Source organism: Phyllobacterium phragmitis (assembly GCF_002980495.1).
GTDB lineage: Bacteria > Pseudomonadota > Alphaproteobacteria > Rhizobiales > Rhizobiaceae > Paramesorhizobium > Paramesorhizobium phragmitis.
On sequence record NZ_PVBR01000001.1, the window covers coordinates 230,774 to 249,666 of the forward strand.

Here is an 18,893-nt window from a genome sequence, read left to right on the forward strand (position 1 = left end):
CATATGGCGGATTTGCTCTCCTCTTCCTTCTCCCACAAGGGGAGAAGGAAGAGATGCGTCGTCGCATCAACTCCGTATGCAATAGACCTGCGGGCAGAGGGGGTGTTACAGCGCTGATGCCCTTAACTACATCACCAGAATCGGCGTCTTGTTCGGCACCCTGTCATAGAGATCGATGACGTCCTGGTTGATCAGGCGCACGCAGCCCGAAGAAACCGCCTTGCCGATGGACCACCATTCCGGCGAGCCGTGCAGGCGGTAGAGCGTATCCTTGCCGTCCTTGAAGATGTAGAGCGCGCGCGCGCCGAGCGGGTTCTGCAGGCCGGGCTGCATGCCGCCATTGGCGGCGCTGTACTGCGCCAGTTCCGGCTGCCGCGCGATCATATCGGACGGCGGCGTCCAAGTTGGCCATTTGCGCTTCCACTGGATGATGGCGCGGCCGGACCAGGAAAAGCCCTCACGTCCGATGCCGACGCCGTAACGGATCGCTTCGCCGCCCTCGCGGACCAGATAGAGAAAGCGGTTACCCGTATCGACAACCACCGTGCCCGGCCGTTCTCCCGTCGGGTCACGGACAATCTGGCGCAGATATTGTTTCTGCATCTTTGCGATGGGGATTGCCGGCAGCTGATAGCCTCCATCCTCCATCGGGCCGTACATAGCCACATAGGGACCAAAGGCCGAATCGACGCTTGCCCGCGGGGAGGTCGGCATGCCCGCCGCATTGACATCGATGACCGGAATGTCGCGGCGCAGTTGCGTGCAGCCGGAAAGGCCGGCTGCTGCGGTGGCGGTCAATGCCGTCAGGAACGAGCGGCGAGAAAGTGCATTTTCCATTGTAGAACCAGACTTGTGGAGGGAGGGCTTTATAAGCTTCTTTTGGTTAACGAATAGCAATCAGATCGTGAAAGTGTCGTTATCGCACGAGGAATATGGCCGCGAGCCGGTCGGAATCGGGCGCAAAGATGGCCCCGGCGATGCTGTTGCCTTCATGCAACAGATATGTCCGGAATGGCTATCTCATTGCTTCGGACTCATGTTCACATCTCGGTGATCGCGCGTTATGCCAGTTGCTTCAGATCCGGCAGTATCAGCGATGGTGCATAATCGAAATATTCGTCCGGCTGGTTGTTGCGGTTTATCCAGACGGTGCGGAAGCCGAATTTGGTCGCCCCCGCGACATCCCAGCGATTGGAGGACTGGAAGGAAATCGCGTCGGGATAAAGCCGCCATTCGGTCGTCACGAGATCATAGACCTCAGGAGCGGTCTTGAAGCGCCTGACGGCTTCGACCGAGAAGACGTCATCGAGGACGATATCGAGCGCGGCAGATTTCACCGCCGCATCCAGCATGGCTTGCGAGCCGTTGGAGAGGATGGCGAGCCGCGCGCCTCGTGCCTTCAGCGCCTTGAGAACGGCCGGCACTTCCGGATAGCAGTCGAGATGCCAATAGGATTCGAGCAGGGCGTCGCGCAGCTTGCGCTCGGCGCTAGGCACCTTGCTCAACGCGAAATCGAGGGCATGTTCCGTCAGCGTCCAGAAATCCACATAATCGCCCATCAGCGTTCGGACCCACGAATATTCCAGCTGTTTGGCGCGCCACAGTTCCGAAAGCAATTGCCCGTCCGGCCCGATCTTGTCGGCATGACGCCGCACTGCCGCATGCACGTCGAAAAGCGTGCCATAGGCATCGAATACATAATTGGAATAGTTCATGGCCGTCATTCCTCTCATCGTCGATTCGATCGGGACAACTGAAGGTAGCAGCTTGCGTCCCGTTGCCGCCAGAAGCCGAAATTATCGTCCGGTGGTTTCGATAATATTAGTTTCTCATTCCGGTCTTAAGCATTGCCCGGTGGAATGAGCCGGCCTATGTAGCTCTTGCACGATATTTCAGGCAGGTCATCGCCATGCCTGTTTGCAGTCAGATAAGAGGAGAGTTCCCATGGCTTTTGAATTGCCCGCACTGCCGTATGACTATGATGCGCTTGATCCGTTCATGTCGCGCGAGACGCTGGAATATCACCATGACAAGCACCATCAGGCCTATGTGACCAATCTCAACAAGCTCCTGGAAGGCTCGGATCTCCAAGGCAAGAGCCTCGAAGAGATCGTCAAGGAGAGCTACGGCAAGAACCAGGGCGTCTTCAACAATGCCGGCCAGCATTACAACCATATCCATTTCTGGAAGTGGATGAAGAAGGATGGCGGCGGCAAGAAGCTGCCGGGCAAGCTGCAATCGGCCATTGATTCCGATCTCGGCGGTTACGACAAGTTCCGCGAAGACTTCATCGCCGCCGGCACGACGCAGTTCGGCTCCGGCTGGGCATGGCTGTCGGTCAAGAACGGCAAGCTGGAGATTTCCAAGACGCCGAACGGCGAAAACCCGCTCGTCCACGGTGCGACGCCGCTTCTCGGTGTCGATGTGTGGGAACATTCCTACTATATCGATTACCGCAATGCCCGCCCGAAATATCTCGAAGCCTTCGTCGATAGCCTCGTCAACTGGGACTACGTTCTCGAGCTCTACGAAAAGGCGTAATCGGTTTCTCCGGTTTTATGTGAAGCTTTCCGAAAAGCCCCGGCTCTTGAACTGACCCCGTAAAGTTGGACAGTTTAAGCGCTGGCGGAATTTAAGGGCTGGGTCCTGTATTGCACAGGGCTCAGCCCTTTTAGTTATCCTGATGCGGTTCCTGTTTTGATGGAATCGCGAAGCGCCCCCGCTGTCCCGCCAGCGTTTCCACTTCAATGTGAAATGCTCTAAAGGTCAGTGCCTTCTGCAGGAGGTGGTCGGTATCCCGGCGTCATATTTGCTCTGCATCGTATAGAGCCAGCCCCGGCATTCCTCCATCGAGGTAAAGCAGCGGAAGCGGTCGACGGGCATGCGGGCATCATTGTCGCTGATGAAGGGCGATTCCTTCACGCCGTGGAATATGCCGACGAACACGCCACTGCCACGCGGCGGCGTATTGCAGCGTTGGCCGGCATATTCGCTTACATTCTTGAGGACCGCCGCTTCGGCGGTCGCGATGGGGGTGAACGATTGCAGGATCGCGGCAAAACCTATGAGAAAAGCAAAGCCTGTATATTTCATGGCTTTAAAACCTTCAAATGGACGAGGTCGCACATGATAACCGCAATTGTGTCGAAATGTTCCTGCGCCTTCGGACATAACGGAATATGGCTAATACTGCCCTACAGTTTGTCAGAAACTAGCTTGAAACAGCTTCCCCTCTAGTCGTCATTCTCGGGCTTGTCCCGAGAATCTACGACGGCATGATCTGTCAGAACGGTAATTGCTTTTCTTTTTCATGTAGCAGATTCTCGGGACAAGCCCGAGAATGACGACAGGACAAGGGGCATTGTCCAACCAGTGTTTCAATTAAACCATGACAACATTTAAGTGGCTGTTTTCTCTGTGACTTTCCCCGTGACCTTCAAAGCGAAGGCATAATTGTAGGCGACTTCCTCGAGCCTTGAGAAGCGCCCCGAGGCGCCGGCATGACCGGCATCCATGTTGATGCGGAAGATAACCGGGTTCTTGTCGGTTTTCAGTTCCCTGAGCTTAGCAACCCACTTCGCCGGCTCCCAATAGGTGACGCGCGGATCGGACAATCCGGTTTCGGCCAGGATCGGTGGATAGGCCTGCGCGCTGACATTGGAGTAGGGGCAGTAGGAGGCGATGGTGCGATAATCGGCTTCCGAAGTGACCGGATTTCCCCACTCCGGCCATTCGACCGGCGTCAACGGCAGGCTTTCGTCGAGTATCGTATTCAGCACGTCGACGAATGGTACCTCGGCAATGATCCCGCCGAAAGCCTTCGGCGCCAGATTGGCTATGGCGCCCATCAGCATGCCGCCGGCCGAGCCGCCATGTGCGATGATCCGGTCATGGCTGGTGAATTTCTCCGCGACCAGATGCTCCGCCGCCGCAATGAAATCGGTGAACGTGTTGATCTTCTTGTCGCGCTTGCCGTTCTCGTACCAGGCAAAACCCTTGTCCTTGCCGCCGCGGATATGTGCGATGGCATAGATGAAGCCGCGATCGACGAGCGACAGGCAGCTGATGTTGAAACTGGCCGGAATGGTCATGCCGTAGGAGCCATAGCCATAAAGCAGGCATGGGGCCGAACCGTCGAGCGGCGTATCGCGGGCGTAGAGAATCGAGACGGGAACGAGTTCGCCATCTCCCGCCGTCGCCAGCAGCCGTCTCGTCACGTAATCCTCGGGATTGTGCCCGGAGGGAACGTCCTGCGTCTTGAGCAGCGTACGCTCGCGCGTGCGCATATTATAGTCGAATTCCTGGGTCGGCGTCGTCATCGAGGAATAGGAGAACCGGATGATTTCGGTATCATATTCCGCGCTTCCCTGAAGTCCCAGCGAATAGGCCTCCTCGTCGAAGGCGATGGCATGTTCCTCACCGGTTTTGCGATTGCGGACGATGATGCGGGGCAAACCCTGGCTACGCTCGATCCAAACGAGGAAATCGCGGTAGGCGGTGTGGCCGAGGATAATGGTTCCGGGCTTTTCCGGTACCACTTCCGTCCAGTTTTCCCGTTCTGGAGCATTAACGGGCGCGCTCATGATCTTGAAATCCTTCGCGCCGTCTATGTTGGTCAGGATGAAAAAGACGTCGCCGCCCTCACTAAGATTGTATTCCACACCGGTCTCGCGCTTGCGCACAAGCCTTGGTTCGGCCGTGGGATCATTCGCCGGAATGATCCACTCCTCCGACGTCTCGTGATCGCCGATGGCGATAAAGACGAAATCATCGAGGCTGCTGCCGCTCACATTCATGAAGAAGCCGGGATCCTCTTCCTCATGGATCAGCCGGTCGTCCTTCTGCGTCGTACCTATTCTGTGATAATAGAGTTTCGACGGGCGGTGATTTTCGTCGAGGCGGGTATAGAAGAAACCCTCGCTCGCCGCATCCCAGACACCGCCGCCATTGGTATCGACGATGGAATCGTCAAGATCGGCCAGGGTGTCCAGATCGCGAACCCCGAGAGAATAAAATTCCGAGCCCTTGTCGTCAAAGCCCCAGACGAGACGCTTGTGGTCGGGCGAATGATCGGTGGAGGACAGGCGGAAATAAGCCTTGCCCTGGGCTTCCAGATCGCCATCGAGCAGCATGGTCTCCGTGCCGCCGTCGCGCGGCGTGCGGAAGAAACGCGGCTGCTCGCCGCCGGTCTTGAAGGACGTGCCATAGGCATATGGCCCATCCTTATATGGAACCGATGACTCGTCTTCTTTTATCCGCCCCTTCATCTCCGCAAAAAGCGTCTCCTGCAGGGCCTTGGTATCCTCCATCAAGGCGGCCTGATAGGCGTTCTCGGCCTCCAGATGCTTGCGGATATCAGGATCGAGAACGGAAGGATCCTTGAAGACCTCCTGCCAGTTCGGCGCGCGCAGCCACGCGTAATTATCGGTCCGGGTGATGCCGTGACGGGTATCGGTATCAGGCTTTTTAGCCGCAACCGGATAGGGCAGATCGGGAAAAACGGAAGATTTTGTCATCATAATTCCATGAAAATGAAACAGATCAACGCCTCGCTCGGATCATTCTCCAGGCGAGGCCAAATGGCTTGGATATCAATCCTCGTCGAATACCAACGCATGCCCGTTCATGCAATAGCGCAGGCCCGTGGGCGGCGGTCCATCGGGGAAGAGGTGCCCCAGATGCGCGTCGCAGTCGGCGCAACGGATTTCCGTGCGAACCATGCCATGGGAAACATCCTCGAATGCGTTGACGGCCTCGGGCTCGATCGGCTCGAAGAAACTCGGCCATCCCGTGCCCGAATCATATTTGGCTTCGGAGCGGTAAAGCGGCCGACCGCAGCAGACGCATTTATATGTGCCTTTCAGCTTGCTGTCGAAATTCGGGCTGGAGAACGCGCGTTCGGTGCCGTGTTGACGCGTGATCTGATATTGAATCGGCGTCAGCTGCTCGCGCCATTCCGCGTCGGTTTTGACCACCTTTAACGGCTTTGCCCGTGTCTGGGCCTTGGTCGTGCTCATGGTGATTCCTTTCGTGAAGCAGGTGCCGTCAGTATCTAGGTCCGACGGGCCGTTTCGACAACTGCTGCTTCGTCCACTGCGCCGCTGAATTATCTCGGAATAATTATTATGACGAAAAATGGGTTGGATTATTTCTGGCTGCCAGAAATTTGACGTAATGCTCCGCTTTTTGGTGAAAGCTACATCGAATGTTCGGGGGCTGTGTTCCACCAATGGCGTCGATTGACTTGAGATTATCTAAAATAGAGGCTGGCTCAAATATTGGGACAACTTATAGGGTGTATTTTACTGCTATCGCGCGCATGTAGAATTTGTTGTACAATCCAGAGTGTGTATTTTACTTTATTAAATATTGGAAAGAAACACCAAATTAGAGTACAAAGTAATTGACAGATCAGTTTTCCTTGGCGATATGGTCGCCTGCGCGGGATGGGCTAGGCACAGCCGAGTTGAACGATCTGTTGCCTTGCATAGGAAGAGTGGATGCGCCCGCGGAAATATCTCCGATATTTGCCGCGGGTGTATTAGAGGAAAAAAATTGATGGAACATCTTGAAATTAGCGATACTGGCGAGGACGTGCTTCTCGGTCTGACCGCAGAAGTTGTCGCCGCTTATGTGAGCAATAATCCCATTCGCGCAGGAGAACTTCCTGCGTTGATCTCTGAAGTCCATGCCGCTTTCGGGCGCGTCGGGGTTCGGGAAGAAGCGGTAGCGGTCGTTGAAAAGCCGAAACCTGCCGTTAATCCGAAGAAATCTGTTTCGGATGATTATATTATCTGCCTCGAAGACGGTAAGAAGTTCAAATCGCTCAAGCGCCATCTGATGACGCATTACAGCATGACGCCTGAACAGTACCGTGAGAAGTGGGATCTGGATCCGAGTTATCCCATGGTGGCGCCGAATTACGCGGCGGCTCGCTCGCAGCTGGCCAAGAAGATGGGCCTTGGCCGCAAGCGCAAGCGCACCTGAAGTTGGTTTGGCCGCGGCTGGACCGGTTGTCCCGGTCCTTCCGCGCGCATATAGAATTGCACAAAAGCGGCGCCCTAAGCGCCGTTTTTTCTTTTCCATGGAGCGCTCTCATCCGAGTGAAGACAGAGAGATTTCCGGCGCCGGTGCGACGCTAAGCTATCGCGCGTGCAGGCGTGATCGTGCGCTTTAATTTATCAAGTGCCTGTTTGAGAGCGATGTGACGATTGAGGTCATAGCTCCAGTGGCCGCATATCCCCTTTAACCGTTCGCGTTCGATCAGGCGTGTCAGGCGACAGCTCGCGGCGGCTTTCTCCTGCTGCGAAGCGGCAAACAACGCGTCGAAGTCGATGCCGCATAAGATCTGCAGCGCGGCGCGCTGCATGGCTTCTCCGCGCCGCTCTTCCTTCGATGCCAGAAAAGCCCGGCTTTCCATTGCGATATGATCACTGGTCATGATTTCTGTCCGTTGTTGATGGACGACCAGTCTCATTCCGTTGCGGAAGGTGTGGATAAAATTCCTACATTTTCTTCATCTTGGCCCCGGAGCCTGAAAAACCCCCTATGAAACACTGCATTAGGTGCAGATAGCGGAGGCAATCAAAAAACTTATCCTCGCAATTGCCAAGCCGGATATAAGAAGATATTCCTAATTTCAGCGAGAGGAAGAAGAATGTCTTCGGTGTTATCAGGTGTGATCCACACGCAATCCGAGGCTGTCGACGCCCTGATCGCAATGGCCGTGAAACATGGACGCTGCGTGGCGATCGACAAGCTTTCCTCGATCGAAGAGGGGCGCCGCGGCAGGTTGCCTCGCAGCCAGACGATCGAAATCTGCGATGCCTTCATCGATATTCTGGCTGCTTATTTCGGGGTTCCCGGCCATGAGTTGCGCTCCGGCGGCCGTTGCCGGCGCGAGGTGGCCAGGGTCCGGCAGATCGGCATGTATGTCGCGCATACGCTGTTCGGCCTGACGATGGCGGACGTGGCGCAAGGCTTCGCCCGCGATCGCTCCACGGTCATGCACGCCTGCCATCTGATCGAGGATATGCGTGAAGACAAGGAGTTCGATGCAATCCTTGCCGCCTTCGAACGTCTGTCCGCCGCCGCCTTTCTAGGCAAAGGGAGGAACAAATGACGAAGGATAAAGCGTCGCGCCGCATTCTCCGTTTCCTCGCCAAGACGAAGGCACGGTTGAGAATGGCGGCATTGCCGGATCATATATTGTTGGAAAGCGCCGAATGCGGCAGCATTTCGGCTCGCCATTCGCTTTTGCGAACGATGCAGCAAGCCGGTTTGATTGCCTTGCAGGGCGACATCGTGGCGTTGACGCCTCTTGGCCGAGAACGCATGCGCGCGACAGCGCGGCAACGTGCAACGGCTCCGTCATCCGGCGGGACCTTGGCCGGCCGGGACCTGGAAAACGTTGTGGTCGAGACCGATGGTGAAACGAGGCTCGTCGCTTTCAATCATGCCGAATCACCGCTCGGTCAGCTTTATCGGCGCAAGGGCACGGACGGAAAGCCATTCCTGTCGGTGGAGGAATTTGCGGCGGGCGAACGCCTCAGGTCCGATTTCACCCGCGGAAATCTGATGCCGAGGCTCGGCGCCAATTGGGAAACAAGCGCCGCAGGGCGCAATCGTACCTCCGGAAATGGCACGGTCGAACTGACCGATGCCGCGATGGCTGCGCGTTTGCGTGTCGAAAAGGCACTTAATGCCGTCGGGCCTGAGCTTTCCGGCGTGCTGATCGATATATGCTGTTTCCTCAAGGGCCTTGAAACGGTCGAGCGCGAACGCCGCTGGCCGGCGCGTTCGGCAAAATTGCTGCTGAAAGCGGCACTTGGCGCGCTCGACCGGCATTATCGCCCGCAAGGCAGCCAGTCGAAACCGGGGCGTGGAGGAATCGTCCAATGGGGAGCGGCTGATTACCGGCCTTCGGTAAGAGTCTGACGATCTGGGTAGCCGGTACTCAGATTATGCAGCACTCAAAGGTTAGAGCGTCCTTTGCGCGCCCAATTGGATGCGCAGCACTCTACGGTCTGTCATGGTTTAATTGAACCGCTGACAAGACAGAGGACCCTTTCCTATCGTCATTCTCGGGACAAGCCCGAGAATGACGGCCCGGCGAAAGCTGTTTGAAGCTAGCTCTGACAAACTCTAATGCCTTGCAGCGCTCGCCTCCGCGACGAGTGCGGCCTGCGCCTCGGCGCGGATGCGGCGGATCATGGCGCGCAGGCCGTTCGACCGCTGCGGTGTCAGATGCTCGTCCAGCCCGAGTGTTTTCAGAACGCTGTCGGGATCGATGGCGAGGATTTCCGATGCCTTCCGGCCTGAATAAAGCGCCAGCACGATAGCGACGAGGCCGCGCACGATATGCGCGTCGGAATCACCCAGGAAGGTGATTTCCGGGTCTTCGCCTTCGCCGATCTCGGTCTTGAGCCACACCTGGCTGACGCAGCCCTGCACCTTGTGCGCCGCATCGCGGGCATCATCCGGGTAGGGCTTGAGATCACGGCCGAGATCGATCACGTAGCGATAGCGGTCTTCCCACTCGTCGAGAACGTCAAAATCGGTAACGATATCGTCAATGGTCTGGGTCATGCGCTCACATATAGCGATTGGCGGCGGCAACGTCACGGGTAGAGGGATAATTTCCCCCGGGCAAGCCTCGGAAACAAGCCTTGGAAAAATGGCCGGCTCCAAAAAAAGAAAAGCCGCACGCGAGCAAGAATGCGTGTGGCTTTACCGGAAGTCCGGCAGTCTGGAGGCTAAAGTAATATCGGAAATCAGTTCTGGTGCTTCACGGTCCCGGTGTGCACCGCGTCCGTTTTATCAGCGGACTGGCGCGGCGCGGGAATTGGAATGGAGATGCCGTCAGCACTTTTCGGCATTGCGGGCATTTTCGCCTGTAAATCCTCGATCGTGGAGGAAACCGCTGCGGCAGTCGGCTCCTTGCCGAACCTGGCGCCCAGATATTCATAGGCGATGCGCGCGCCATCCTCCGCCTGTACGCCTAAGCTGGAGAATACAGCCTTCCCGGTCTCGCAGACGCTGGCATTGCGGGTGCAGAAAGAACTGAAGTCCGCCAGTGTTTTTTGCGCGGCGAAGAAGGTTTCGAGCGGTCCGGCTTTCTCCGGATCTTCGCTTTGCGCGCTATCGTGGGCCATGGCCGGATTGCTGGCGAGCGGGCTGCCGGCCTCCTGGTCATTCTTGCCGCCGTTCAGGTCACCGCTCAGATTTCCCAAAGGGGTGTGCGGGAGAACCAGAAAAGCCAATGTCAGCCAAAAGGCGGTCTTTATAAGAAAGCGCATATGCCTCCCCAATCTTCTATCTGCTTCGGCCGCATCCGATGTGCAGCCCTTATGGAGCAACCATGACAGACAGACAAAAAAATCCGATTGAAGGCACGAAGCAAATTTGATTCGAATTTGAACGATTTTCTCAAGGTTCCGTCAACTTATGCGTTTGCCATGAGGCGAACCGGTCCCGCTGCCGTCATGCTGCCGCATTTGGCAGACGATCGACAACCCTCTGTTTACCATACGCGGAAAAGCAGATGCCGGGCCCTCCGAATATGTGTTGTGCATGAGATCGAGAGAGAGCCTTTATCCATTCCTTAAAGCCTCGGCGGCAATCTGGCGGCTATATAAAGCCAAGGCCTTCCCCGGGGGCGTCTCAAGGTGTCACGGTGGGAGCCGGAAGCACGAAACGCATGTAGTGAGTACGGCATAGTGCACGCCATTCTTCTGAAAACGTTTGAATCCGCAGGTGTCCGTGTGCGTGGCTGCGCCTCGATGTTCGATGGCTATTGCCGCCGCTTGGTTCCTGCCGGACAGGCTGCCGACAAGGCGCAGGACAGGGCTGCGGACAAGCGGATGATCGCCGCTTTCTGCGCCATGCCGGTCGCGCTCGTTGCGGCTTTTGCGGCGAGCGGCACGATTTCCAGGGGCCTTGAAGCTGGCCTGGCGACAGCGATCTTCGTGGGCGTTGCGATGATCCTGTGCGCGCTATCCTCGCTCAGCATACGTCCCAGGCTTGTCGGTATCGCAGGTATCGCTGCTTATGGAGCCGGGATCAGCCTTGCCGGTTTCGGTGCGGCTCCCGCCAATCCCGCCTTGTGGGCGATGGCGGCCGCCATTCCCTTCGAAGCCTGGCTCGTCGGCCGCACCGGCCGTAGCGCGGCAATCGGCATGGGCGTGGGCATACTGGTTTTCGCCGCGTTGATCATGGAGGCTTCGCCCTTTGCGCCACAGGCTTCCCTGGCAGTGACGACGCTGGTGACGATATGCTATGTCGGGTCGCTGCTGGCGCGGGCTATGGGTGTCGTTCGCTTGAACGAGAACGATGTGCACCCGGCGAATGCCGATGATATCGAGAATGCCATCGACGGGGTGGTGATCCGCTTGTCGCCGGATGGCGTCATAAATTCGCTTTCGGTAAGGGCGCCCGAACATTTCGGTGTTTCCAGGCAGGTGCTGACGGGGACCCAGTTCATCGACCGCGTGCATGTTTCGGACCGGGTCCATTATCTCGGTCTCCTGGCGGACCTTCGAGCGCCTGAAAACGGCCAAAAGCACACCGCGAGCATCGAACTGCGCCTGCGCCGCGTCGGCCGCGATCTTGGCATTCATTCCGTCGTTTTCCGGCCTTTCCGGTTGGAAGCGGTCGCGATCAGGGAAAATGGCGTGCTGCGGGGCTTCACCATGCTCGCGCGTGACATCTCGGGCGAGCAGGCCTCGCGTGAGGCATTGCAGCGTGCAGAAGAGGCGGCGGAAAGCCTCCAGATATCGAAGAGCCGCTTCCTTGCCTCCGTCAGCCATGAACTGCGCACGCCGCTCAACTCGATCATCGGCTTCTCCGACGTGCTGCTGCATGAATTGATGTGCCGTTTCGAAAACGAGAAACAGCGCGAATATGTCGATCTCATCCATCAGTCCGGGACGCATCTTCTCCAGGTGGTCAACGGGATCCTGGAAGTCTCGAAGATCGAGTCCGGCACCTATCAGATTTCCCCCGAAGCATTCGCTTTCAGCGAGGCTGTCGGCATGTGCAACGGCGTGATGAGCCATCAGGCGGCAAAAAAGGGCGTGGTCCTGTGCGACCGCCTTAATGCCAGCGTCGGCGAGGTGATCGCCGACCGGCGCGCGGTTCGGCAGATCCTGATCAATCTGGTTTCCAACGCGGTGAAATTCACCGAAAAAGGCGGCTGTGTTACCATCGATGCCGGTGTGGAGAAGGTGAAGGATGCCCGCATGCTGGTCTTTTCGGTGGCGGATACCGGCATAGGCATGGCGGCGGGCGATCTGACCCGCCTGTGCCAGCCTTTCACGCAGCTCGACAACGCCTATACCCGTGCCCATGAGGGAACCGGTCTCGGTCTTTCCCTGGTCAAGGGGCTCGTGGAACTGCACGAAGGAACGATGGAAATCACCAGCCGGCCGGGCGAGGGGACCATCGTCACCGTCTGCTTGCCCGTCGACGGGCCGCGGACCGCTTCGAAATTGGCAAGCACTCAGGAACAGAAGGAAAAACCAGGAACGGTGGTCGATATCCATCGCATTCAGGCAGAAAGGCGTCATGAAAAGCACAAAGACGAGCAGGAAGGGGACGACTATGCGCAGAACCGTAAAACGGCGTAGCGTTGGCCGCCGCATCGCCGACGCGCTGTTGGCTACCGTATCCAGCGTGGCACTCGCCGCAGGCGATGCCATTGCGCGCAATCCGGTGGCGACCGGCGGCGCGACCGCCTTCCTCGTCACCCTCGGTTTCGTTTCCGCCAATGCGCTGTGGTATCAGCCTCAGGCGCATGGGGGCGTGTTTTTCAAGACGAGACCCGATCTCGTATTCAAGGCGGCGCCACGCACTGAAGACGTCCTCAACCAGGCACTGACACCGGCAACGCCCGCTCCAGCTACGCCACCCCTGCCGGAAAAGCGGGTAGACGTCAAACCGGCATACCAGGATCTGGCATCGCAGTCCGAACCCCCCGCTATCGCACCCGATGAAATACCGGTGCCCGCGCCGCAGCTTGCTCAGGATGGCGATCCGGAAATCGCCCAGCTGCAGCACAAGCTTGCCGCGCTCGGCTTTTATGAAGGGCCGATCGATGGTCTGCCAGGCCCGCAGACGCGCAAGGCGCTGGATAGCTGGCGCGCGGTTCAGGCAAAGGCCGGCATCCAAACGGCGTCCTTATCGAATAGCGCCTCGGATGATGAGGGTGAAATTGCCGAAGTGAGCGCTGTCGCCGTCCCGGTAACCCGGCCCAAGCGGCCGGACAACGGGATCGACCGGACGATGACCACAGCGGTCGTCGCACCACGCCCTACAGCCGCGGTAAAGTCTCAGATTTCGGTTTCGTCTCAGGAAATCGTGCGCGTGCAGGCGGGGCTCAAAGCCTTCGGCAATGATCTGATCACCGTCGATGGCGTGCCGGGCAAGACCACGCAGGATGCCATCCGCGAGTTCCAGAAGCTTTTCCGTCTGAAGGTGACGGGGCAGGTCGATGCGGAACTGCTCGCCAAGATGCGCGAAATCGGCCTGATAAGCTGATGAGTTCCCACTCTTGCGCCTGACATCGGATTTCTGGGTTTCGGCCCTTATGCGCCGGGTGAGCGGTGATGGCGGCTTCGCCACTCTCGCACGGCGCGGTTCCTCCGATGCGGGAGCGATCTTCATCAAGATGCGACAAGCCGACGGCAGGTACGATCTCTACGGTCCGGCACCGCAAACGGCTTATGATTCCGGCAAGCCGGACGAGCGTGTCTTTACCCGTGTCGGGCAGGATTTGGCCGAATGGGACGCCGATGAAAAACTGCGCAAGGAAGCGCGCTTCGATCCGGATCTCTGGCTGGTCGAAATCGAGGGATATGCCGGCGACGAGCCGCTATTTCCGATCTCGGAAGTTTAATGCCGGCACGGATGATACCCCCTCTGGCCTGCCGGCCAGAGGGGGTACTCCAGCATAGCGTTTCCACTGGAACGTAAAACGACCTAACGCACAACCTTCCGCAACACCATACCGTCGCTGTTTGCGGCATCGGGTATCGGCTCTTCATCCGCCGCGGAGGCCATCTCACGCAATTTCTGCCGCAGTATGGCGGTCATGTCCCCGGCTTTCCAGCGCTGGACGATGGCGAACGCCGTTTCCCGTTTGATGGAGCGGTAGATATGCACGAAATCGCGTAGCGCATTCTTGTCGCCCCGAATGGTGCCGAGCACGGCGGTCAGGATGAGGTAGCTGTCCTGCGCCGAAAGCCCCAGCGCCCTCAGCGCGATGGGCAGTTGCGAATCCGGCCATTCGCCGATGATCGACTGCGCATGCTCGAAGGAGACGCCGAGCATGTCGGCGAGCATGTTGCGGAAGAATACCGGATCGATGAGAAGCGCGGTGTCGATCATGTGATCGTCCGACGGCTTCCGTGTACCCTCGGTCAACTGGAGCTCCGAGACGAGATGCGTGGATGTCGCCTCACGCATGATCGAGCGCAGCGAATCATGCACATCACGCATCGCGTCGGAAACGGGCTTAAGGCGCGGAGACGGCTCCCGCATGGTTGTTTCCGCTTGCGCATCGGCGCGCGCCAGATGCCGCCTGACTGCCATCGACCGGTCGATCGCCGGATCGGCCAGGCTTTCCAGGAGGCTCTGGAGGATCGGATCGACCTGCTGGCGCCGGGCGATGGCGCGGGCATGCCCCAGTCCTCGCCTGCCGATGATGTCGACCAGATCGGCTGTTGTCAGGATGGGCGAGCGCAAAAGCAGCGGCGCCGCAATTTCGACAGCCTCGTCGCAGAGCGCCAGAACGAGGTTGCGTGGCGCATATTCCAGTTGCGACAACACCGCGGTCGCATGGCGTTTGCCGCGCGCCGTCGCATTTTCGAGAAGCGGCAGTGCCAGATCTTCGAGCTGCTGAATGTCGTTTCTGGCCGGGCGCGTCATCGCGGTAAATGCGGTGACGGCCGCCGAAAGCAGATCGTCGGCCTTGCCGCCGCTTGCCTTTCCGCTGCCGGACAGGACTTCCAGGGCGCGGAACTGTTCGTTTGTCACGCGAGGGTACTCCGGATAAATCGCAAGCAACACAACAATGGAAAGAGCAGGATTTACCGGCTCTGTTGCCCAATCTAGCGGAGAAGCCTTAGCAAGCTATTAACCATCGACGAGCCCCATCGCTTACATCGGCAGTGAAAGGCAGTCCGCGTCGCTCAGAAAATTGCGCACCGACGATTGCCAGCTTTGATCCGGTGTAAAACCGCGTATCACCACGAAACCCTCGCCGATATCTTCCTCGACCAGGATCGATTGCGCGGCGGCTTCCGGAAGGTCCTTCTTCAGATCGATCATCTGTATCGGATTGGCGATAACCAGGTCGAGCTTGCCGTCGGTGGAGGTGCGGTCGTTGAAGCTGTAGAGATTCTCTCCGCTGCGATTGTAGATCGAGACCGACCAGAAGGGCACGTTGCCCGCTGCGGTGACGCGCACCGGGCCGTCGAGGAGATCGAAACGGCATGCTGCTTCCTGGAAGAGCGGATCGTGAAGGCCGCCGCGCCCGTCCGTCTCCGTTTCGAGCACGTGGAAGCGGTAGGAGCCGCCATAAGCCGAAATCCGCGACCATGCATTGCGGTCCGAATAGACGGGAACGAGCAATAGCACTGCGATATGAACGATTCCCGCGCCGATCAGGCCGAGCAACAGGGCTTGGATCAGCCTGCCCATTCCCCGCTTACCCATGGCAGCCGGCCTCTTCCGCCACGAGACTTGCCCTAGGCATGACCAGATCGGAAAGTCCGGAGGAACTGGCGACGGGCGTGTCGTAAAAGGTCATGATGAGAACGAACGGACCGGAGCCCGGCACCGGCAGCCAATTGCCGGGCTGCGCCTTTGGCGAAACGGTAATGGTGAAGCTCCCATCTTCATCGCGCAGAATCTGGCGCGAATGGAGCGCGGGCAGCATGCCGGGTTCCGGGGGCAGGGGATGCAGGGACCGATCGGCGGCATAAAGCGTCCAGAAACGGGCAGGCGGCGTCGCTCCGCTGATGTGGTAGGTGCAGCGGCGGTCGAGCGCCCGGCCTTGGCGGTCGCGGTTGGCCTGGAAGATCAGACCTTCGGCTGCTCCCAGCGCCAGCGCTCCGTTTCTGGCGCCGTGCGCCTTGGCGTAGGGATCGGAATCCGGCGTGCCCGCAGCCGGATAGGCGTTCCACTGCCCGACTTCTAGAGCGCCGAAGCCACCGAAACGGTCGAGCGCATATTGCACGCTGGCCGCACCGCCGCCAATGGCGATGGCAAGGATCAGGCCTGTGAGAAGAATGGTTCGAAGCATCGGGCTAGAGCATTTCAATTTTAACTGGAAACGCCGGCGAGACAGCGGGGGGCGCCTAGCGATTCCATCAAAATAGGAAACGCTCTAATTTCAGATGCTACAGAAAAATATTTGCGCTGTGAAAGCATCATGACTCAAAGAGCCGAGAGCCTGGTGCGGCCGGTGGGCGCGGTCAGGGGAGGTGCACTCTTGAACAATTGGTTCAGTTCCCACAGCGCCTTCGTCGTCCCGCTGGAGAGAATGCGCGGCCGCTCGATGGGGCTTTCGTCTTCCGCCTGCGTTTTGCCCTTTGCGCCCTTGCCGGAGGCGATCTTCGCCGGATCGGGGAAGGACGTATCGATGCCGGGTATCGGTTTGAGATCGATATTCTGGTGGGCGTAGTTCATCATCCTCTGCCAGGTCATCGCAGGCAATACGCCGCCGGTCAGGTTTTTCATTGGTGCGTAACTGTCATTGCCGTACCAGACGGCAGCGGTGTAATTGCCGGTGAAGCCGACGAACCATGCATCGCGATAGCTCTGCGTCGTGCCTGTCTTGCCGGCCACGCGCGTCATCGGCAGCGCGGCGCGCCGTCCGGTGCCCCATTCGGGGACCTGCACCAGCATGGAGTTCATTTCGCTGACCGCCTTTTCCGACAATGCGCGATGCGGCTCGTCCCTGTCCTGTGACCAATCCCAAAGTACGTCGCCGCGCTGGTTCATGATCTGCGTGAAGGCGTGGCGCGTTCCGGCAAAGCCGCCATTGGCAAAAACGTTGAAGCCGGTTGCCTGATCCATCACCGTCATGCCGGAGGTGCCGAGCACCATGGTCTTGTGCGAGGAGATCGGGGATTCGATGCCCATGGCCTTGGTCAGCGCGACGATGGGCGCGGTCGTCAGATAATCCTTGGCAAGCCGCACTGGAACCGTATTGAGCGATTTGACCAGCGCCGTCGTCAGATCGACCCTGCCGGCATAGCTGCGCCCGTAATTGCGTGGCGACCAGTTGCCCCAGCTGATCGGCCTGTCAGAGACGACGCTTTTGGGCGTGAGGCCTTTTTCCATGGCCGCTGCATAGACATAGGGCTTGAACGACGAACCTGCCTGGCGTTGCGCCCTGGTGGCGCGGTTGAACTGGCTTTCGCCATAATCGCGTCCGCCGACGAGGGCGCGAACCGCCCCATCATTCTCCAGAACGACCGCCGCTGCCTGGCCGACCTGATATTCCTTGCCGTACTGGCGCAGATGGAATTCGATCGCCTCCTCGGCGGCTTTCTGGAGATTGCGGTCGAGCGTGGTCCGCACGATCAGCGAGTGCTGCGGCAGTTTGGCCGCCGTCTTCTTCACCTCTTCGAACGCCCAGTCGAGGAAATAATCCGGGCTTTCGGCCTTGCCGCGATCGACGACATTGGCCGGATTGCGCCTTGCTGCGACGACCTGTCCCTCGGTCATCAATCCACCCTGGACCATATTGGAGAGAACGACATTGGCGCGTGCACGCGCGGCGGGCAGGTTGATATGCGGCGCATATTTGGCCGGCGCCTTGAACAATCCGGCCAGCATTGCGGCTTCGGCGAGAGAGACGTCCTCGATGCTCTTGCCGAAATAGAATTCCGACGCCGCCGCGATGCCGAAAGTGCCGCCGCCCATATAGGCGCGGTCGAGATAGAGCTGGAGGATTTCCTTCTTGCTCATATTGACTTCCAGCCACAGCGCCAGGAAGGCCTCCTTGACCTTGCGCTCGATGGTGCGCTCGTTGGACAGGAACAGGTTCTTGGCCAATTGCTGCGTGATCGTCGAGCCACCCTGGACAACGTTGTTGGCGCGCACATTCTCCGTCATGGCGCGGGTGAGGCCGAGAAAGTCGATGCCGATATGATCGAAGAAGCGGCGGTCTTCCGTTCCAAGCACTGCCTTGATGACATGGTCGGGCAGTTCATCGATGGGCACCGCGTCGCGATGGAGGATACCGCGCTGACCGATCTCGTTGCCGTAGCGATCGAGGAAGGTGACGGCGAAATCATCCTGGGCGCGCCAGTCCTTGCGCGTTTCCTGGAAGGCGGGCAGCGCCAGCGCCAGGAGCAGCACCGACCCGCCGACACCGAGGGTAAGACCTTCATCGAGCAGTTCCACAACGAACCGGCGGAAACCTCTGACGCGGAACCGGCGGAAGAAAATCGTCGTGTTCTCCCAGAATTCGGCAAGCGCGAAACGCAGATTATAGAGCGCGCTGTCGACCCAGGCGTCGATGCCGATCAGCCGCGGGCTGCGGAACGGCTTGCGCGATCCGGGCGATTTTTGCAGCTTTTTTCTTGAATTACGCATGAACATCGGCTTCAGCGAGTATCGATCGCTTGGATCGTCTCATGCCCCTCTTCGCTCCATCCCATGTGGGGCGACATCGCGTTAAACGCGCCGATGAGCCACACCGCTACATTGAATTGTGTAGCATTTACACCAAAACGGCAAGCGCGGAGAGGGAATATGGTAACCATTCACATGAATGTTCCTTATCACCGCGTTCATGCAAGAAAATTTCCGATATAGGAAAATAATCCTTGACGCCGTGACGATGCTTTGGTAGGTTTCAGTTATCGTCACAAAATTGTATC

Annotated in this window: 19 protein-coding genes; 7 read left to right on the plus strand and 12 right to left on the minus strand. The window is 58.4% G+C overall.

From position 1 onward, the window contains the following. Positions 1 to 126: 126 nt before the first annotated feature. Together C5748_RS01075 and C5748_RS01080 are read right to left on the minus strand one after the other, a co-directional pair. The gene (locus tag C5748_RS01075; protein ID WP_105740076.1) at positions 127 to 837 is read right to left on the minus strand and encodes a L,D-transpeptidase; all 711 of its coding nucleotides are present in this window, start codon (positions 835 to 837) and stop codon (positions 127 to 129) included. A 224-nt stretch (positions 838 to 1,061) separates the two neighbouring features. Then, entirely contained in the window at positions 1,062 to 1,715 is a 654-nt protein-coding gene (locus C5748_RS01080; RefSeq protein WP_105740287.1) for a haloacid dehalogenase type II, read from the minus strand. 229 nt (positions 1,716 to 1,944) lie between these two features. Here C5748_RS01080 and C5748_RS01085 point away from each other — a divergent pair, with 229 nt between their 5' ends. Beyond that, on the plus strand, positions 1,945 to 2,541 hold the full coding sequence (locus tag C5748_RS01085; RefSeq protein WP_105740077.1) for a superoxide dismutase: 597 nt from the start codon (positions 1,945 to 1,947) through the stop codon (positions 2,539 to 2,541). Positions 2,542 to 2,766: 225 nt separating this feature from the next. Here C5748_RS01085 and C5748_RS01090 read toward each other — a convergent pair whose 3' ends face one another. The 3 genes from C5748_RS01090 to msrB all read right to left on the minus strand — a co-directional run bounded on the left by C5748_RS01090 (position 2,767) and on the right by msrB (position 6,017). Next, a complete protein-coding gene (locus tag C5748_RS01090) occupies positions 2,767 to 3,093 on the minus strand; it encodes a metallophosphoesterase (RefSeq protein ID WP_105740078.1) in 327 nt (108 codons plus the stop codon). Between the two features lie 305 nt (positions 3,094 to 3,398). After that, positions 3,399 to 5,516 carry a S9 family peptidase gene (locus C5748_RS01095; RefSeq protein WP_105740079.1) on the minus strand — a complete coding sequence of 706 codons (2,118 nt, stop codon included), beginning with the start codon at positions 5,514 to 5,516 and terminating at the stop codon, positions 3,399 to 3,401. A 75-nt stretch (positions 5,517 to 5,591) separates the two neighbouring features. Beyond that, positions 5,592 to 6,017 (minus strand): peptide-methionine (R)-S-oxide reductase MsrB, encoded by a 426-nt coding sequence (gene msrB / locus C5748_RS01100; RefSeq protein WP_105740080.1) that lies wholly within the window; start codon positions 6,015 to 6,017, stop codon positions 5,592 to 5,594. Positions 6,018 to 6,558: 541 nt separating this feature from the next. On the opposite strand from msrB, the gene C5748_RS01105 reads away from it, so the two are divergent. Then, positions 6,559 to 6,987: a Ros/MucR family transcriptional regulator gene (locus tag C5748_RS01105; RefSeq protein ID WP_105740081.1), complete on the plus strand. Its 429-nt coding sequence runs from the start codon at positions 6,559 to 6,561 to the stop codon at positions 6,985 to 6,987. A gap of 151 nt (positions 6,988 to 7,138) precedes the next feature. Here C5748_RS01105 and C5748_RS01110 read toward each other — a convergent pair whose 3' ends face one another. Next, positions 7,139 to 7,441, minus strand: a complete 303-nt coding sequence (locus C5748_RS01110; RefSeq protein ID WP_199194670.1) for a cytoplasmic protein — start codon at positions 7,439 to 7,441, stop codon at positions 7,139 to 7,141. A 216-nt stretch (positions 7,442 to 7,657) separates the two neighbouring features. Here C5748_RS01110 and C5748_RS01115 point away from each other — a divergent pair, with 216 nt between their 5' ends. Continuing rightward, complete coding sequence (locus C5748_RS01115; protein ID WP_105740082.1) at positions 7,658 to 8,122, plus strand: helix-turn-helix domain-containing protein; 465 nt, start codon at positions 7,658 to 7,660, stop codon at positions 8,120 to 8,122. Beyond that, positions 8,119 to 8,937: a DUF6456 domain-containing protein gene (locus C5748_RS01120; RefSeq protein WP_245428712.1), complete on the plus strand. Its 819-nt coding sequence runs from the start codon at positions 8,119 to 8,121 to the stop codon at positions 8,935 to 8,937. The genes C5748_RS01115 and C5748_RS01120 overlap by 4 nt, the downstream gene beginning before the upstream one ends. Before the next feature lie 207 nt (positions 8,938 to 9,144). Here the strand turns inward: C5748_RS01120 and C5748_RS01125 are convergent, their stop codons facing one another. Continuing rightward, positions 9,145 to 9,588 carry a SufE family protein gene (locus tag C5748_RS01125; RefSeq protein WP_105740083.1) on the minus strand — a complete coding sequence of 148 codons (444 nt, stop codon included), beginning with the start codon at positions 9,586 to 9,588 and terminating at the stop codon, positions 9,145 to 9,147. Between the two features lie 185 nt (positions 9,589 to 9,773). Then, the gene (locus C5748_RS01130; RefSeq protein WP_105740084.1) at positions 9,774 to 10,298 is read right to left on the minus strand and encodes a DUF5330 domain-containing protein; all 525 of its coding nucleotides are present in this window, start codon (positions 10,296 to 10,298) and stop codon (positions 9,774 to 9,776) included. Between the two features lie 420 nt (positions 10,299 to 10,718). Between C5748_RS01130 and C5748_RS01135 the strand changes: the two genes are divergently transcribed. Genes C5748_RS01135 through C5748_RS01145 form a run of 3 tightly spaced genes read left to right on the plus strand, consistent with a single transcriptional unit; the run spans position 10,719 to position 13,894 of the window. Then, positions 10,719 to 12,626 (plus strand): ATP-binding protein, encoded by a 1,908-nt coding sequence (locus C5748_RS01135; protein ID WP_105740085.1) that lies wholly within the window; start codon positions 10,719 to 10,721, stop codon positions 12,624 to 12,626. Beyond that, a complete protein-coding gene (locus C5748_RS01140; RefSeq protein ID WP_105740086.1) occupies positions 12,601 to 13,536 on the plus strand; it encodes a peptidoglycan-binding domain-containing protein in 936 nt (311 codons plus the stop codon). The genes C5748_RS01135 and C5748_RS01140 overlap by 26 nt, the downstream gene beginning before the upstream one ends. A gap of 13 nt (positions 13,537 to 13,549) precedes the next feature. Further along, complete coding sequence (locus C5748_RS01145) at positions 13,550 to 13,894, plus strand: DUF1491 family protein (protein WP_105740087.1); 345 nt, start codon at positions 13,550 to 13,552, stop codon at positions 13,892 to 13,894. An 83-nt stretch (positions 13,895 to 13,977) separates the two neighbouring features. Here the strand turns inward: C5748_RS01145 and C5748_RS01150 are convergent, their stop codons facing one another. From C5748_RS01150 to C5748_RS01165, 4 genes are all read right to left on the minus strand, one after another. Further along, positions 13,978 to 15,033, minus strand: a complete 1,056-nt coding sequence (locus C5748_RS01150) for a DUF2336 domain-containing protein (protein ID WP_105740088.1) — start codon at positions 15,031 to 15,033, stop codon at positions 13,978 to 13,980. Positions 15,034 to 15,156: 123 nt separating this feature from the next. Beyond that, positions 15,157 to 15,699 (minus strand): DUF1254 domain-containing protein, encoded by a 543-nt coding sequence (locus tag C5748_RS01155; RefSeq protein WP_105740089.1) that lies wholly within the window; start codon positions 15,697 to 15,699, stop codon positions 15,157 to 15,159. A gap of 7 nt (positions 15,700 to 15,706) precedes the next feature. Beyond that, a complete protein-coding gene (locus tag C5748_RS01160; protein WP_105740090.1) occupies positions 15,707 to 16,303 on the minus strand; it encodes a DUF1214 domain-containing protein in 597 nt (198 codons plus the stop codon). 134 nt (positions 16,304 to 16,437) lie between these two features. Then, a complete protein-coding gene (locus C5748_RS01165) occupies positions 16,438 to 18,612 on the minus strand; it encodes a transglycosylase domain-containing protein (RefSeq protein ID WP_425350181.1) in 2,175 nt (724 codons plus the stop codon). Positions 18,613 to 18,893 lie beyond the last annotated feature (281 nt).